Genomic DNA, 17,179 nt, shown 5'->3' with positions numbered 1-17,179 from the left:
TATGCAAAACTATCTTTACAAAAAAACACCCCCCTAAGAGAGTGTAATATCCGTAGTATTTATGGACCCATATATCTAATTGAACTAATCACATTTCCACGTTTTATATTAATGTTTTTGAGTATCATAACGTATGTAATAGCCCAATACCCAAAAATGAATTGCATATAATAAATAAAATTAATGTCTTTGAGTGATATCTTAAACTGATTATTCAATACATCGCCCAAAACCATATCTATTTGTGGCAGGAAAGAAATTATGAATAGCATAATCAAAATCACTGAATCGACTATGATGACAATCATATTTTTAGTTACGTGCTTGGATAAATTGTACGCTACAATTATCCCTAAAACAAGTAAAATATTAATCACACAATAAAGTATTGTATGCACTGAAAAACTTGTACTTACATTAGGTCTTACCCAGTTATTAATCAAAGCTAATGACACCAACAATAGTAGTGAAAGTAATCTTTTTAAATACTGCATAATAACTTCTCCCTTACTTCTTCATTTGTTTGAGTAACATTATACCATTTTCCCAATTAACATACAATAATTACAAAATTATTTAAAGTATCTTCCTAAGAAAAGCTCTAGCACGCTCACTTTTTGGATTCTCAAAAAATTCCTTAGGCTTAGTATCTTCAATAATAACACCATCATCCATGAAAATCAATCTCGTTCCCACTTCTTGAGCAAAACCCATTTCATGTGTAACAACGATCATTGTCATTCCATCTGCTGCAAGCTTCTTCATTACTTCTAAAACCTCACCAACAAGTTCTGGATCAAGGGCTGAGGTAGGCTCATCAAATAACATAATTTTAGGCTTCATTGCTAGTGCTCTTGCAATTGCTACTCTTTGTTGCTGACCACCTGATAGTCTTGATGGATACTCATCCATTTTAGCTGATAACCCTACCATTTCCAAAAGTTGAAGGGCATATTCTTTTACTTCCTTCTTTGACTCTTTTTTCACATGTATGGGGGCACACATAACATTTTCAAGCACTGTTAAATGTGGAAATAAATTAAATCTTTGAAAAACCATTCCTAACTCAGAACACACCTCGGCCATTTTTTTATGTGGTAACTTTAATTGAACATGACCATCATTTGAATCAATCAATTCACCATCTACATATATTTCACCTGTCGTAATACGTTCAAGATGATTCAAACACCTTAGAAGGGTACTTTTTCCAGAACCACTTGGTCCAATTACGCAGACAACTTCGCTAGTATCTATACTCAAATCTATTCCCTTTAATACCTCTAGCTTACCAAAGGATTTATATATATTTTTATATTCTATCATCATAGTAGACACCTCTATTCATAAACAGAATATTTCTGTTCTAGTTTTTGGAAGATTATAGTAAATATTGTAGTAAAGAAAAGATAAATAGCACCAGCAATGAAATAGAAATACATTTCACGGCTCGCATTTGCCATAAGCTTTGAACTACGAAGTAATTCTGTCATACCCATTACGGATACTAATGAAGAATCTTTTAATAGCATAATCGCTTCGTTTCCTACTGGTGGAATCAATCTCCTATACGATTGAGGAATGATTATTTTAAACATAGCTTGATAGTAACTCATTCCTAACGCTTTTGAGGCTTCCATTTGTCCTTTATCTATTGACTGAATCGCCGCTCTGATAATTTCAGCTAGGTAGGCTGCTGAATTAAGACTTAAAGCAACAATAGCGGCAGGAAAAGCATCAAATTTAATGCCAATACTTGGAAGGGCAAAATATATGACATAAATTTGTAGTAGTAAAGGTGTTCCTCTAAAAATCCAAATATATATCCAACAAATTCCATTCATTATTTTATTTCTAGAAATTCTTCCCAGAGCTAAAAACATACCAAAAAACAAACCAATTACTACTGCTAGAATAGTAAGTTCAATTGTGGTTATAGATCCTTTAAATAACTCCAATGCTTGTATTTTAGTCATTTATCACATTTCCCCTTTTAGATTATAGTAATACATGGGCTGCTTTATATATTAACGACTCTCCAAATGATAATCCCTTAATAAAACTCTATAAGCATTTTATTTATACAATATAAGCTTTATTAAATGATTTCACATAAATACACCAAAAGAACTAAAGCTCGCTTACATTAATGTTTTAATGTAAGCGAGATATAAAACTATCTTAATTCTTCATCAATATTGGAAGTATAATCATCCCCAAACCAGGTATTGGATAATTCCTTCATTTTTCCAGCTTCTTGCAGTGAAGTAATTCCTGTATTTACTTTTTCTATTAATTCTGTATCTTCTTTATTCATACAAACTGCTATAGGCTCGTTCGTTAATTGTGCAGTAGTAATTAAATAACCTTCTGGATTTTGTGTTGCATATTCAAGAGCTACAGCATAATCAACTACAACACAATCTAATCTACCAGCTTCTAAATCTAAAAATGTATCCATAATTGTATCATACTTAGTAAGCTCAAATGGAGTTAAAGCGTTTTGCTTTTCAGCTGCAATATCAGCAGTAGTTTCGATTTGAACACCAACGTTTTTTCCTGCTAAATCCTCTGTGGATTTTATCGTTTCGTTACCAGGTGTAACTACAATTACTTGTCCATTTGATAAATATGGTTTTGAAAATCCATAATTTTCCATTCTCTCAGTTGTAATACTAGTCGATGATATAATACAATCATATTTGTCTGCACCAAGTCCTAAAAATATTCCGTCCCAAGCAATCGGTACAAATTCAATTTCCATCCCTAACTCAGTGGCTAAAGCTTTTGCAAAATCAACATCAAAACCAATCAGTTCATTGCTTTCATTTCTGAATTCCATCGGTGGATATGTATCATCTACCCCTACTCTAAGAACGTTGCTTTTCACTGTATCCTCTGCTACTGTGTCATTTTCTGCTACATCATCTTTTTCTGCGTCTTTGGAACATGCAGACAAAGAAAAAACAAGAGCCATTGCTAATATAAGTGCTAGTATTTTTCTCATTATTATTCTCCTTCTAATGGTTTTATTATGGGGCTATTTTACACTAAAACCGGCTAAAATGCAAGTTATAATTGACTTTCTGTCATTTATGCATTAAAGCGATGCATCAAGAAAGTGATGATTTCTTATATTTCCAAAGTAAATCAACTAACATCTTTATAATACTACTTTGCCATTATGATCGTTTTATCTATTCAACTTGTCAAAAATGGATTCTCGGATTTTATTCTTTGTAAAAATAACATTTGAATCCTCATTGATAAGTGCCCTGCGGATATATTCAATTTCACTTTCAGTTAATTCTACTTTTCTAACATGATCTGATTTTCTTAAGAGTTTTACCAAATCGTTGATTGCATTCTCTGCATTATCTACTGAAGGGAAGTAATAAACATCATGCTCTTCATCATACTCACCTTTGTTGTTTTTATAAATATCCGTAATAGAATCTATTCCAGTCAACTTCTTAATATTTTCCGGGATATATTCTCCTTCAAAATCAATATAATAATTCCCATCCTTTACACCGCTTTTTCTAACCATAAACCCATTGTTTCTCATTTTTTATTACCTCCCGAATATTTATTATGCTTCAAATCCAATATCATCTATCAGGTTTTCACCATCTGCTGCAATCGTAGCCAATACATCACAGCGCTCATTTTGTGGATGTCCATTATGTCCTTTAACCCATATCCATTCTACTTTATGACCATTTAATTTCTCAATGATTTGTTTCCATAAATCTTCATTTTTAACTGGCTCTTTCTTTTTTCCTCTTTTCCAGTTATTTAAGATCCAACTATTTAGCCAGCCTTGATTAAACGCATTTACAATATACTGTGAGTCCGTATATATTTTAATCTCACAAGGCTTTGAAAATGCCCCTAGACCTTTTAGAACCGCCATAAGCTCCATTCGATTGTTCGTGGTATTTATATAGCCTTCACTTAATTCTTTCCTATATTTTTCACCACTATTGTCTAAATACTCTAAGACAACACCATAGCCTCCTGGGCCTGGATTTCCTCTACATGCGCCATCTGTAAACAAATCTACTTTTTGCATGGTATTTAACCCCTTTATATAGTATACTTTTCATTTTTTCATTTTAAGAACATTCAACTTATGTATAGTTTAACCTAGATAAACTTCAAAGTAAAGAATTTGCAATACTAAAACAGACTCATTTGATTCGTATCTGACATGCCCTCAAGAATACCATTCTGTTTCATAACTTCAAGTACTGTTTTTGTTAACTTTGTTCGTTCTCTTAAGTCTTCTACCGATACGAAAGCACCATCTTTTCTTGCTTCGATAATATTTATTGCTGCCTTGTCACCAAGACCTTCGATTGCACTTAAGGAAGGCATAATTCTACCAGAGAATATTTGAAACCTTGTAGCATCTACTTTGTATAAATCTATAGGCATGAAGTCAATTCCTCTTGCATACATTTCTTGTACAATTCTCATATCCTTAATCATATCTTTTTCTTTTTTAGTTAACTTATTGAGTGCTTGATCTGGCAGGTTATCTCTATCTTTTAAATCCTTTAAATGCTCTTCTAATTGTTCCTTACCTCTACACATCATTTCATAATCAAAATTGGAAGCCCTGATACTATAAAATGCTGTGTAATATGCAATTGGATAATATACCTTAAAGTAGGCAATTCTATAAGCCATCATAACGTATGCAACGGCATGTGCTTTTGGGAACATATATTTAATTTGATTACAAGACCAAATGTACCAATCCGGAACTCCATTTTCTTTCATGGTTTCAATCCATTCTTCCTTTAATCCTTTACCTCTTCGAACACTTTCCATGATCGTAAAGGATAACCCCTTTTCAACACCTTGATTGATTAAATAGGTCATGATATCATCTCTTGTTGAAATAACCTCTGATATATTCGCTTTCCCTTCCTTAATGATATCATGGGCATTGTTTAACCATACATCTGTACCATGAGATAATCCGGATATTCTTGCTAAGTCAGAAAAAGACTTAGGTTTGGTATCTATTAGCATCTGCATAACGAAATCTGTACCAAATTCAGGTACCCCTAAACAACCTAATGTACATCCGCCAATTCTATTGGGTGTAATGCCTAGTGCTTCTGTTGAGTTGAACAAGGACATAACCTTAGGCTCATCAAGTGGTATTGTTCTAGCATCAACTCCAGTGATATCTTCTAACATTTTGATAATTGTTGGATCGTCATGACCTAATATATCTAGCTTCAATAGATTATGGTCAATGGAGTGATAATCAAAATGAGTTGTAGTAATTGTAGAAGTCATATCATTTGCTGGTCTTTGTACCGGTGTAAATTTATATATTTCTTGCTCCTTAGGAACAACGATAATCCCACCTGGATGCTGTCCTGTTGTTCTTCTAACACCAGTACAGCCTTCCACTAATCTATTTATTTCAGCCTTATTTACTTCAATATTTCGCTCGTCATAATACTTTTTCACAAAACCAAAGGCTGTTTTCTCAGCTAGTGTTCCTATCGTACCCGCTCTAAACACATGTCCTGAACCAAATAGTGCTTCAGTAAATTCATGGGCTTTACTTTGATATTCTCCAGAAAAATTCAAGTCAATATCCGGTTCTTTATCTCCTTCAAAACCTAAGAAGGTTTCAAAAGGAATATCGTGGCCTTCCTTGGCAAGCACTTCCCCACACACAGGACACTTGCTATCTGGTAAATCACATCCAGAATTACCTGCATGTTTTTTCACTTCTTCTGAATCAAAATCAACATACTTACATTTTACACACAAATAATGGGCAGAAAGAGGATTCACCTCAGTAATCCCTGCCATAGTTGCAGCAAAAGAAGACCCAACTGATCCTCTAGAGCCTACTAAATATCCGTCCTCATTAGACTTCCATACAAGCTTTTGCGCAATGATATACATAACTGCAAACCCATTTGTAATAATGGAATGTAACTCTCTTTCTAATCGTTCCGACACAATGAAGGGCAAGTTTTCGCCATACATAGACTTTGCCTTTTCATAACATATCCTTTTAAGCTCTTCATCAGAACCATCAATCTTTGGCGGGTATTTCTCTGGAGGTACTGGATTGATTTTTTCAATGAGATCAGCTATCTTATTTGTATTTTCAACAACTACTTCGAAAGCTTCCTTTTCTCCTAGGTAATAAAATTCTGCAAGCATCTCTTCCGTTGTTCTATAATATAGTGGTGCTTGTTGATCTGCATCTGCAAAGCCTTTTCCTGCCATAAGTATTCTTCTATAAATCTCATCTTCAGGATTCATAAAATGCACATCACAAGTAGCCACGGTTAACTTGCCATATTCCTTAGACAGCTCAACAATTCTTTTATTAATTTCTATAAGTTGCTGTTTGCTTTGAACAACATTATCCCTAATTAAAAATTCATTGTTGGCAAGTGGTTGAATCTCAAAATAATCATAAAAACGAGCTAACCTATCGATTTCTTCATGATCCTTATGATCGCGCACAGCCTTATATATTTCTCCAGCTTCACAAGCTGACCCTATCAGTATTCCTTCTCTATATTTTCTAAATACACTTTTGGGTATTCTTGGTTGTTTAAAATAATAATTGATATGAGAAATAGAAATTAATTCATATAGGTTCCTAAGTCCCACAAGATTTTGTGCCAGCATGATTGCATGATTAGAACGTAATTTTTTATTGTTCTTAAAATGCGTTGCTTCATAATTAATAAATTGTTCTAAATTATGTATGTTGATATTATCTAAGTGGTTCGTTAAATAAACAAATATTCCCGCTGTTGCCTCAGCATCATTCACCGCTCTATGATGTCCTACTAGTTGTATATTAAACTCACTTGCTAGAGTATTTAATTTATGATTTTTCAAATCCGGGAATAAGGTTCGTGCAAGCTCTAAGGTATCTACACTCGTATTTAAAACCTCAATATTTTGTTTATTTGCAAAATATTTAATAAAACTCAGATCAAAATCCGCATTATGTGCAACTAAAATCTCATCACCTACAAACGCTAGAAATTCCTTTAACACTTCTTCTATGAATGGTGCATCTTGTACCATTTCAGGCGTAATTCCAGTTAATTGTTGCACTTTTAGAGGTATCCCTCTTTGTGGATTAACAAAGCTACTATACCTTTCAATAATCGTTCTGTTTTTCACCTTTACAGCACCGATTTCAGTGATCTTATCTGTACCAGGATAAAAGCCTGTGGTTTCCAAGTCAAAAACAACGTAAGTTTCATCAAAGTTTTGACCCTTTGAATTTTTCACAGTTGGTTTTTCATCATCTACTATATAAGCTTCTACTCCATAAATAATCTTCAAATCACTTCTTTCTGCTGCATGAAAGGCTTCTGGAAAAGCTTGTACAACCCCATGATCCGTAATCGCTACTGCGGTATGTCCCCATTTTATAGCTTGCTTTACCACATCTTTAGCACTAACCACTGCATCCATATCACTCATTTGCGTATGCAAGTGAAGTTCTACCCTCTTCTGAGTGGCTAGGTCTTTTCTTTGCTTCCTGAAATCCTCTATTAACTCAAGTCCATTTACCATAACAATGTTTTCTTTTTGAAACTCATCGTATTGTAGCCTACCTGATAGTCTTACAAACATTCCTTTATTTAACTTTCCTGCTGTTTGCTCCTCATATAGATCCATTTTTAAAAATGATTTGCAGGTTACTGAGGCAGAATAGTCTGTTAGATCAAAGATAACAAGCTTTTTATCACCCTTAATATCTCTTTCCTCATAATTGATAACAAAGCCTTCTAAGATTACTTCATTTGTTTCCTCACTAAAGGATTTAATATATGTCAGTTCTCCTGAAATACCTTTTTTACCAATTAAAATTTTATCTAGATCGAGATTTTCTTTATCCACCTTTTTAATTGTCTTTTTGGGTAATGACTTGGAGGCACTATTCATCGTATCTATATTCAATTCTTGTAGGAGCATTTTTTGTTCAATATCATGTCTTTCCATGAACTTCTCAACTAACTCCATACCTTCTTTTTTATTTAATTCAACTATAATATCTAAATCAAATTTTTCACTAAAAATAGATCTAATTTTATCAGCAATGTCATATCTTTTGAAATAATCATATAGCTGTTCGCTAAATTCATAGATTACTGTATTATTTTTAATTACATATTCACTATTTGCAAGCTTGACTCCACATACAGGGTTGATGCTCATAATTTGACTATGCACAGCACCTTTGTATAGCCCATAAATCTGTTGAAAGGACAATACCGTAGTAAGTACAAACCTTTCTTTTACGATAACCTGAAATGAATCACTTACATTTAAATGAATTTTTATAATCTCAGCAAGCTTTTCGATAAATTGTGGGAATATGACTTGTGTTAAGGTTATGTTAACAAATAATTGATTCGTTTTTTTGTTGAGAAAAATATTTTCAACAAGGCACTCGTTAAAATAATTGCTTAATGGTTCACCTAATTTAATTTTAGGAAAGACATCCTTAAAATTTTTAGTCAATTTAATCACCTACAGTTTATTGATTTCTTCAATTAATGCTTCAATTAGATTACCTTCTTCAACCTTTTTAAATACTTCACCTTTTTTAAAAATGAGTCCAACTCCTTGACCACCCGCAATTCCAATATCTGCTTCTCTTGCCTCTCCTGGTCCGTTCACAGCACAACCCATTATAGCTACCTTGATTTGCTTATTCATATGTTCACATCTTTTTTCAACTTCATTGGCAAGCTTAATTAATTCTATTTGAGTTCTACCACAGGTAGGGCATGAAATAATTTCTACACCCTTAGGATATAAATCAAGTGCCTGTAAAACCTTTTGGCCTACTCTTATTTCTTCAATAGGATCGCCTGTTAAGGATACTCTAAGTGTATCTCCAATTCCTTTGGCTAGTATGATACCTAGACCAACTGAAGACTTTATCGTGCCAGAAAAAAGTGTCCCTGCTTCAGTGATACCAATATGAAGTGGGTATATCATTTTTTTAGCTGCTAATTCATACGCTTCTATGGATTGAAGTACGTCGGAGGATTTGATGGATACGACTAAATTATCATACTCAAATTGTTGAATAAGCTCTACGTTAAAAATCGCACTTTCTACGAGTGCCTCTGCTGTTGGTTTGCCAAATTTTTCGAGAATACTTTTCTCTAAGGAACCACTATTTACGCCAACTCTTATTGGAATATTTCTAACCTTGCAAGCTTCAACAACTGCTTTTAGCTTGTCCCTAGTTCCAATATTGCCGGGATTTATTCTAATCTTATCAGCACCATTTTCAATTGATAACAATGCTAGCTTATAATCAAAGTGTATGTCGGCTACAATAGGGATACTGATTTGTCTTTTAATTTCCTTTATTGCTAATGCAGCTTCTTTTGTAGGTACAGCTACACGAATAATATGACACCCTACTTCTTCAAGCTTTTTTATTTGTTGTACGGTGCTCTTAACATCTTCTGTTTTTGTATTGGTCATAGATTGAATCAAAATCTGATTGCCATTTCCAATCACAGCGTCACCAATATGAATTGCTTTTGTAGTTTCTCTATACATGTATGTACCTCCTTATATAGGATTCTCGTGTTATATAACAAGAAAACCTTATTTAAGGTTTTCTTGTTGATAAGAATGATTTCTAGATCTTAAAAAAGCTTCCTGACATCATTAAATAATACAACTACCATAAGTAACATCAATAGTACATATCCAATAAAATGAATTTTTCCTTCTTTTTCTTCATTCATTGGTTTACGTCTTATCGCCTCAATAATTAAAAACACCAATCTTCCACCATCTAAGGCTGGAATAGGCAATAAGTTCATTATTCCAAGATTTGCACTAAGTAAAATAATAAAAAATGAAATCGTCTGTATTACCGATAGTAGCCCCATTTCAATACTTGATTTATAACCTTCACTTACTACAGTTACAATACCAACCGGACCTGCAACTTCATTTGCTGAAATAGCACCTGAAAACAACATACCAAATCCATAAAAAACCATTTTAACCCAAAAAACAATTTCAATTAAAGCATACTTAACAACATTTAATGGATTACTCATACTTACAGCAGTAGGACTAACCCCGATTCGATAAAGATTATCTTTATCAAGTTTTGGTGTTATGACAGTATCTATTTTTTCTCCGTTTCTTTTATAGGTTAGTTCAATGGCTTGACCTTTGTTTTCATTAATATATATTTGCACTTCATTATATGCTACAATATTTTTATCATTGATTGCTACTAATTTATCTCCAATTTGAAGACCAGCAGCTTGTGCAGGTGAACCTTCACTTACTTCAGATATAACTGGTGTTAAAACTCTACCACTAATCAATAAAAAAACAATTGCAAAAACAAACGCAAGTAACATATTAAACAATGGCCCACCAATTACTACCTGTATCTTTGCCCAAACAGATTTAGATGAGTAAGCATTTACATCTTCTACCAATTCATCTTCACCTAGTAATCTGCAAAATCCTCCGAAAGGCAATGCTCTAATTGAAAAAAGAGTATCCCCTAACTTTTTACCTACAATCTTTGGTCCCATTCCGATAGCAAATTCTTCTACAGTAATACCATTTCTTCTAGCAAAAAAGAAATGACCGAATTCATGTACTAAAACAATTAATCCAAATATTAATATCGCAACTAAAATTGAAATTATACTATTCATCTTTTTACCACCTACTCTCGATTAATTCATAGGTCCATTTTTGAACCTCAAGTATTTTATCTAATGTTATCTCATTAATTATATCATGTTTTGACATACAAAAGTCTATAATCTTAGGTATCTCTATAAATCCAATTTCTTTGTTTAAAAACTTACTAACTACGAGTTCATTTGCAGCATTCAATACTGTTGGCATACTACCTCCAATATTCATTGCATCGAAAGCTAGTTGAAGACAAGGAAAAGTTACTCTGTCCGGCTCTTCAAAAGTAAGTTTCCCAATTTGAGCTAAGTTTAGTCTCTTAAAGCTGTTTTGGTGTCTGTTAGGGTAATATAATGCATATTGAATTGGAAGTTTCATATCTGGCAATCCTAATTGACCTATAACTGAACCATCACAAAATTCTACCATTGAATGAATAATACTCTGTGGGTGTACAACAACTTTAATTTGATCAGCTGATACGTCAAATAACCATTTGGCTTCTATTACCTCTAATCCTTTGTTCATCAAAGTGGCTGAATCGATGGTAATTTTGTGTCCCATTGACCAATTCGGATGCTTTAATGCTTGCTCCAAAGTAATGCCTTCAAGCTCTTTCGTTTTCAACCCTCTAAAAGGTCCACCAGATGCAGTTAACCAAATATTTTCTATTTCCTTCGCATTCTCTCCCTTTAAAGCTTGAAATATTGCTGAATGCTCACTATCAACAGGGAGTATAGATACATTGTGCTTTTTTGCAAGCTCCATAATAATAGAGCCTGCCGTTACCAAGGTTTCTTTATTCGCTAGTGCAATGTTTTTTGAAGCCTTTATTGCTTCAATCGTAGGTCTTAGGCCAATCATACCAACAACTGCAGTAACTACCGTATCAATTTCTGAAAGAGTTGCAACTTCAATAAGTCCTTCAATTCCTTGTAGTACGGTGACCTCGCTATGAACCATTGATTTTAGCATCATTGCTTTTTTTTCGTCCATAACAGCTACAACTTTGGGCTTAAACTTTTGAATTTGCTGGTATAATCTTTCAATATTCGTATTTGTTGTTAATCCATAAACTTGAATATCTTCATTTTCATCAACAATTTCTAAAGTCTGCATGCCAATAGAACCTGTTGATCCCAGTATTGATATTTTTTTCATATGTTATTCCTTTTATTTAACTCATAAATATGGTCATAATGAAGTATACAAACGGAGCAGTAAAAAAATTACTATCAAATCTATCTAATATACCTCCATGGCCAGGTAACAACTTTCCAAAATCTTTAATTCCAGTTTGTCTTTTGATAGCTGAAGCTACTAAATCACCAACCTGGGACAAAATAGAACCAGCTCCACCCATGAGTATAAGAAACTTTAATTTTGAGAAATCTTCAAATGTCCCAGTTTTGTACATAAATAAACCATATATGAAGCAAAGTAACATGGCTCCAAAAATTCCGCCAATGGAACCCTCAATTGTTTTCTTAGGACTTAATACCTTTGCAAGTTTATGCTTACCAAATAACCTACCACTAAAGTATGCAAAAGTATCACTACCGAAACCTATTAGAAATACTAGCCAAACAAGTGCAAAACCATAGTCTTTTGACTCACGTATCCATATAACATGAGAAATAAGATATGTAATGTAAAAAAATGCTACAAAGGCAACGGTTATAGCTTCAAAATTTAATTTTGGAAATGCAATTACATAATAAACGAGCAAAATTAATAGGAAGGAAGTAATAAACAAATATAAATAATCATTACCCTTAAACCACAGCAACAAATAATAGCTTAATGTAGTTATAAGCGCAATCCCGTAAATGCCTCTATTCGTCACTTTGTAAGCTCTCAACAATTCATAAGTGCCAATTACACTGAGTAAAAAAATCATTACATATAAAATGATCCCTCCAAAATAAATAGGTGCAATAAGAAACGGAAGTGCTAAAACTCCAGTAATGACTCTAGTCTTCATCTATTAAACCTCCATAACGACGCTCTTTTTTATTATATATTTGTATTGCCTCTACTAAGTCTTCTTTTTTGAAGTCTGGCCAATACTTCTGTGTAAAATAAAATTCACTGTAAGCAAGCTGCCATAACAAGAAATTACTCAGGCGAATTTCTCCACTTGTTCTAATCATCAAGTCTGGATCGGGTATTTCCTTTGTATCAAGATAGCTCGAGAACCGTTCTTCATCTAAGTCATTTATCGAAAGCTGATTTTGATTCAAATCTATAGACATGTTTTTGATTGCTCTAAGTATTTCATCTCTTCCACCATAATTAAGAGCTATTTGTAAGTTAAGACCTGTATATCCCGAAGATTCCAGCTCCAACTCCTTTATTGTATCTTGAACATCTAAGGGCAATCCTTCTTTATTTCCAATGACCCTCACACGCATATTGTCTTTTTTACATGTTTTCACGCTTTCCTTTAAATATTGCCTTAATAAATCCATTAAAAAATCGACTTCCTCTTCAGGTCTTTGCCAATTTTCTGTTGAAAAGGCATAAACAGTCACATATTCAACTCCAAGTTGATATGCATCTCTACAAATTTTTTTGAGAACATTACTACCTTCTTTATGACCCCAGGTTCTTTTTTTTCCTCGTTCCTTTGCCCATCTTCCATTTCCATCCATTATGAATGCAATATGTTTAGGAATTACGCAATCTTTTAAGCTTACCCTTTGCCCCATAAGATTTATCCTCCTTAAGAGCCATTCGATTTTTACTTTAATAATGTTACCCCCGCTAAAGCGAGGGTAACATCTTTCTTCAATTTCAGCTATACAGTTAAAATATCTTTGATTTTTTCTTCAACATGCTTATCAATATCTTTAATGAAATTATCTGTCAACTTTTGAAGATCTTCTTCTAAGGTCTTTAAATCATCTTCTGAAAGCTCATGACTCTTTTCAAGCTTTTTAAAATGATCCATACCATCTCTTCTAATATTTCTAATAGCAACCTTCGATTCTTCACCCTTTTTCTTAACGTCTTTTGTTAGGTCTTTCCTTCGCTCTTCTGTAAGCTCTGGAAATACTAGACGAATTGAAATTCCATCGTTTGTCGGATTGATACCAATATCAGACATTAAAATTGCTTTTTCAATACTTTTCAATAAGCCCTTATCCCATGGTTGAACTTGCATTAATCTTGGTTCAGGAATACTTATGTTTCCAACTTGCTGTACTGGCGTTGGTTGACCATAATAATCTACCATTAGCTTGTCTAATATATGAGGATTGGCTCTGCCTGCTCGAAGTGTATTGTATTCTGATTCTAAAGATAATACAGTTTTTTCCATCTTAACTTTATAGATTTCTAATTCTTTCTTCATATTCTTCTCCTCCTAGATATATACAAATGTACCGGAAATATTGTCATCCACTGCATTCAACAAACTATCCTCTTCACCTAAATAAAATACAAGCATAGGCATGTTATTTTCTAGACACATGATTGCAGCTGTTAAATCCATAACCTTTAGCTTTTTTTGTATTACCTCATTTAGTGATATTTTATCAAATTTTTGTGCATGCTTGTGTTCCTTTGGATCCAAGTCATAAACACCATCAATGTTTTTAGCAAGTAAAATAACATCTGCTTCAACTTCCAGAGCTCTTAAAGCAACAGCTGTATCAGTTGAAAAAAACGGATGCCCAGTTCCTCCAGCGAAAAAAACAACTTCAGAATTGTTCATGCGTTTTTGTGCACTCTCTTTGGAAAACTCTTCTGTCATATTGCCCATTTTAAAAGGTGTTTGTACTGCAGCTATCATTCCAATTGTTCTAAATATTTCTGCTACATATAGACAATTCATGACAGTAGCAAGCATTCCAATTTGATCTGCTCTACTTCGATCCATCTTTTCATTGCTTCTACCACGCCAAAAATTTCCACCACCAATAACAATTCCAACTTGAATTCCGTTCTCAGTGATTTTTTTTACTTGATGTGCAACTTTAAGTACTGTAGCTTCATCAAATCCATAACCTTTATCTCCAGATAAGGCTTCTCCGCTAAGCTTGAGCATTATTCGCTTGTATTTTGACATAAAAACACCTCTAATTTATAATTTACCATACCTTGGTTCATTTTTCTAGTCCTAAAAAAAATCGGCTGGTAGATAAAAAAGCAACATATTAATGTTGCTTTTTATATAATGTGTTACTCAGACACTATTGTTGTATTTGTCTTGCTACTTCTTCTGCAAAGTTTTCTTCTTTCTTTTCAATTCCTTCACCTGTTTCAAAACGAACAAAGCGTTTAATTGATAAGTTAGCACCATTTGCTTTTGCAACATTTGCAACATATTGTTCTACAGTAAAGTCACCATCTTTAACGTATTGTTGATCTACTAGACAAATTTCTTTTAACTGTTTGTTTAATCTACCAACCATCATCTTGTCAATGATACTTTCTGGTTTATCAGGATTTTCATTGATTGCTTGTTGTTTTAATATTTCTCTTTCTTTTTCAACAAACTCTTCAGAAATTTCAGTTCTGCTAACATATTTTGGTGCAATTGCAGCTACTTGCATTGCAATGTTTTTAGCACATTCTTTAATGCTATCATTCACAACATCTGTAACAAATTCTATGATAACACCAATTCTTCCACCACCATGAATATAGGATTCTACTATACCATTATCGGTTACATTCATTTTATCAAATCTACGGATATTAAGCTTTTCGCCAATAAGAGAAATTTTTTCATTCAATACATCCGTAACTGTTTTGCTCGTATCTAAAATCCATTGTTCTGCTAAAAATTCTTCAATTGTAGTAGAATTCGTTGCCATTGCTTGATCAGCAACTTCTTTAACATAGCTTTTAAAGATATCATTTTTTGCAACGAAGTCAGTTTCACTATTCACTTCAACGATTGCAGCAATTTTTCCACTTGTATCTGAATTAACAGCTACTAAACCTTCTGCCGCAATTCTACTTGCTTTTTTAGCAGCTTGTGATAAACCTTTTTCTCTTAAATATTCGATTGCTTTTTCAATGTTGCCTTCAGTATGCTCTAAAGCTTTTTTACAATCTAACATACCTGCTCCAGTTCTTTCTCTTAAATCTTTTACCATACCTGCAGTTATTGCCATTTTGAACCCTCCATAGGACCTGTATTTTTAATCACTAAGATATTTTTATCATACTTTCTTCTAAAATAAATGCTTCAACAACTAGTTGAAGCATTTAATGAATTATTGCACTTGTTGTGTTGCTTCTATTGTGCTATTAACTACTTCTGGTTTCACTTCTTGTCTTCTAATCGGAGCTTTTTTTTCTTCTTCATTGTCTTGAGCGCCTTGATTAGCCTCGATTACTGCATCAGCCATCTTTGCTACGATAAGCTTAACGGATCTAATTGCATCATCATTACCCGGAATAACATAATCTATTTCTTCTGGATCACAGTTTGTATCAACGATTGAAATAATTGGAATACCTAATATATGTGCTTCTTGGATAGCAATTCTTTCTTTTCTTGGGTCTACGATAAACATTGCTGAAGGAACACCCTTCATATTTTTAATACCACCAAGATTCTTTTCAAGCTTTTCCATTTCACCCTTAAGTTTGATAACTTCTTTTTTAGGTAAAACATCAAAAGTACCATCTTCTTGCATAGTTTCTAATTCTTTTAATCTTTTTATTCTTCCTTGAATCGTTTTGAAATTTGTTAACATACCACCTAACCATCTTTGGTTAACATAGTACATTCCACAACGTTCAGCTTCCGTTTTAATTGCATCTTGAGCTTGTTTTTTTGTTCCAACAAATAAAATAGTTCCACCATCTTCAATTGCAGATCTAATAGCATAGTAAGCCTTATCTACTAATCCAACAGTCTTTTGTAAATCGATAATATAAATACCGTTTCTTTCTGTGTAGATGTATTCCGCCATTTTTGGATTCCATCTTCTTGTTTGATGTCCAAAGTGAACACCTGCTTCAAGTAATTGCTTCATTGATATAACGCTCATAAAAATTCCTCCGTTTGGTTAGTTATCTTCCGAATTCTTCATCTTTTTAGAATACCTTTAGGCACCTTTCTAAAAATCCAAATTCGTGCTTTTTCACGATTGAAAGTATACCATATATGTTTCCATATATCAAGCTTTTTATTATTTAGCTCCTAACTTTTCGGATCAGTATAAAATATCATTCACCTATATTATCATCTGGCGCACCATCAACATCACTGTCAATATCGTCGACAAGATTAATATCCGTATCTAGGTTATCCTTATTAACTTCATCGTTTTCTAAGTTGGATATAAATATCATTCCTAAATCTTTGGCTTTCTCGATAATTTCTTCGTTAGATAATGTATTTTCTTTTGGTATTGTAAATGTAAATACACAATAAAAAAGCAATGTAGTAATAATTACTCCAATGCCCACACCTCTTATTAATACTCTATCATCTCTTTTCATTATT

Annotated in this window: 17 protein-coding genes; all 17 read right to left on the bottom strand. The window is 33.2% G+C overall.

Annotated features, from left to right (window positions below):
• Window positions 1-59: 59 nt before the first annotated feature.
• A complete protein-coding gene (locus tag CVU84_02830) occupies window positions 60-494 on the bottom strand; it encodes a hypothetical protein (GenBank protein ID PKM95755.1) in 435 nt (144 codons plus the stop codon).
• Window positions 495-576: 82 nt separating this feature from the next.
• Window positions 577-1,329, bottom strand: a complete 753-nt coding sequence (locus tag CVU84_02825) for a polar amino acid ABC transporter ATP-binding protein (GenBank protein PKM95754.1) — start codon at window positions 1,327-1,329, stop codon at window positions 577-579.
• Window positions 1,330-1,340: 11 nt separating this feature from the next.
• Entirely contained in the window at window positions 1,341-1,976 is a 636-nt protein-coding gene (locus CVU84_02820; protein PKM95753.1) for an ABC transporter permease, read from the bottom strand.
• A 200-nt stretch (window positions 1,977-2,176) separates the two neighbouring features.
• The gene (locus CVU84_02815; protein PKM95752.1) at window positions 2,177-3,007 is read right to left on the bottom strand and encodes an amino acid ABC transporter; all 831 of its coding nucleotides are present in this window, start codon (window positions 3,005-3,007) and stop codon (window positions 2,177-2,179) included.
• A 186-nt stretch (window positions 3,008-3,193) separates the two neighbouring features.
• The gene (locus tag CVU84_02810; GenBank protein PKM95751.1) at window positions 3,194-3,568 is read right to left on the bottom strand and encodes a hypothetical protein; all 375 of its coding nucleotides are present in this window, start codon (window positions 3,566-3,568) and stop codon (window positions 3,194-3,196) included.
• A 24-nt stretch (window positions 3,569-3,592) separates the two neighbouring features.
• Window positions 3,593-4,075, bottom strand: a complete 483-nt coding sequence (locus tag CVU84_02805; GenBank protein PKM95750.1) for a ribonuclease HI — start codon at window positions 4,073-4,075, stop codon at window positions 3,593-3,595.
• Window positions 4,076-4,182: 107 nt separating this feature from the next.
• Complete coding sequence (locus CVU84_02800; protein PKM95749.1) at window positions 4,183-8,538, bottom strand: PolC-type DNA polymerase III; 4,356 nt, start codon at window positions 8,536-8,538, stop codon at window positions 4,183-4,185.
• Window positions 8,539-8,547: 9 nt separating this feature from the next.
• Entirely contained in the window at window positions 8,548-9,597 is a 1,050-nt protein-coding gene (locus CVU84_02795) for a 4-hydroxy-3-methylbut-2-en-1-yl diphosphate synthase (protein ID PKM95748.1), read from the bottom strand.
• A gap of 89 nt (window positions 9,598-9,686) precedes the next feature.
• Entirely contained in the window at window positions 9,687-10,727 is a 1,041-nt protein-coding gene (rseP, locus tag CVU84_02790; GenBank protein ID PKM95747.1) for an RIP metalloprotease RseP, read from the bottom strand.
• Window positions 10,728-10,731: 4 nt separating this feature from the next.
• Window positions 10,732-11,871, bottom strand: coding sequence for a 1-deoxy-D-xylulose-5-phosphate reductoisomerase (locus CVU84_02785; GenBank protein ID PKM95746.1), 1,140 nt, complete (start codon window positions 11,869-11,871; stop codon window positions 10,732-10,734).
• A gap of 16 nt (window positions 11,872-11,887) precedes the next feature.
• Window positions 11,888-12,694 (bottom strand): phosphatidate cytidylyltransferase, encoded by an 807-nt coding sequence (locus CVU84_02780; protein PKM95745.1) that lies wholly within the window; start codon window positions 12,692-12,694, stop codon window positions 11,888-11,890.
• The gene (locus CVU84_02775) at window positions 12,684-13,421 is read right to left on the bottom strand and encodes a di-trans,poly-cis-decaprenylcistransferase (GenBank protein ID PKM95744.1); all 738 of its coding nucleotides are present in this window, start codon (window positions 13,419-13,421) and stop codon (window positions 12,684-12,686) included. Before CVU84_02775 ends, CVU84_02780 begins: the two co-directional genes overlap by 11 nt.
• Before the next feature lie 89 nt (window positions 13,422-13,510).
• Window positions 13,511-14,065, bottom strand: a complete 555-nt coding sequence (locus CVU84_02770; GenBank protein ID PKM95743.1) for a ribosome recycling factor — start codon at window positions 14,063-14,065, stop codon at window positions 13,511-13,513.
• Window positions 14,066-14,077: 12 nt separating this feature from the next.
• Window positions 14,078-14,782 (bottom strand): UMP kinase, encoded by a 705-nt coding sequence (locus tag CVU84_02765; GenBank protein PKM95742.1) that lies wholly within the window; start codon window positions 14,780-14,782, stop codon window positions 14,078-14,080.
• A gap of 124 nt (window positions 14,783-14,906) precedes the next feature.
• Window positions 14,907-15,836, bottom strand: coding sequence for an elongation factor Ts (locus CVU84_02760; protein ID PKM95741.1), 930 nt, complete (start codon window positions 15,834-15,836; stop codon window positions 14,907-14,909).
• A 102-nt stretch (window positions 15,837-15,938) separates the two neighbouring features.
• A complete protein-coding gene (rpsB, locus tag CVU84_02755; GenBank protein ID PKM95740.1) occupies window positions 15,939-16,721 on the bottom strand; it encodes a 30S ribosomal protein S2 in 783 nt (260 codons plus the stop codon).
• A gap of 178 nt (window positions 16,722-16,899) precedes the next feature.
• A complete protein-coding gene (locus CVU84_02750; protein PKM95739.1) occupies window positions 16,900-17,175 on the bottom strand; it encodes a hypothetical protein in 276 nt (91 codons plus the stop codon).
• Window positions 17,176-17,179: the final 4 nt, after the last annotated feature.

Source organism: Firmicutes bacterium HGW-Firmicutes-1 (assembly GCA_002841625.1).
Classification (GTDB): domain Bacteria; phylum Bacillota; class Clostridia; order Lachnospirales; family Vallitaleaceae; genus HGW-1.
Note: the sequence above shows the minus strand (reverse complement) of the source record. Positions and strands in the feature narration are given on the sequence as shown.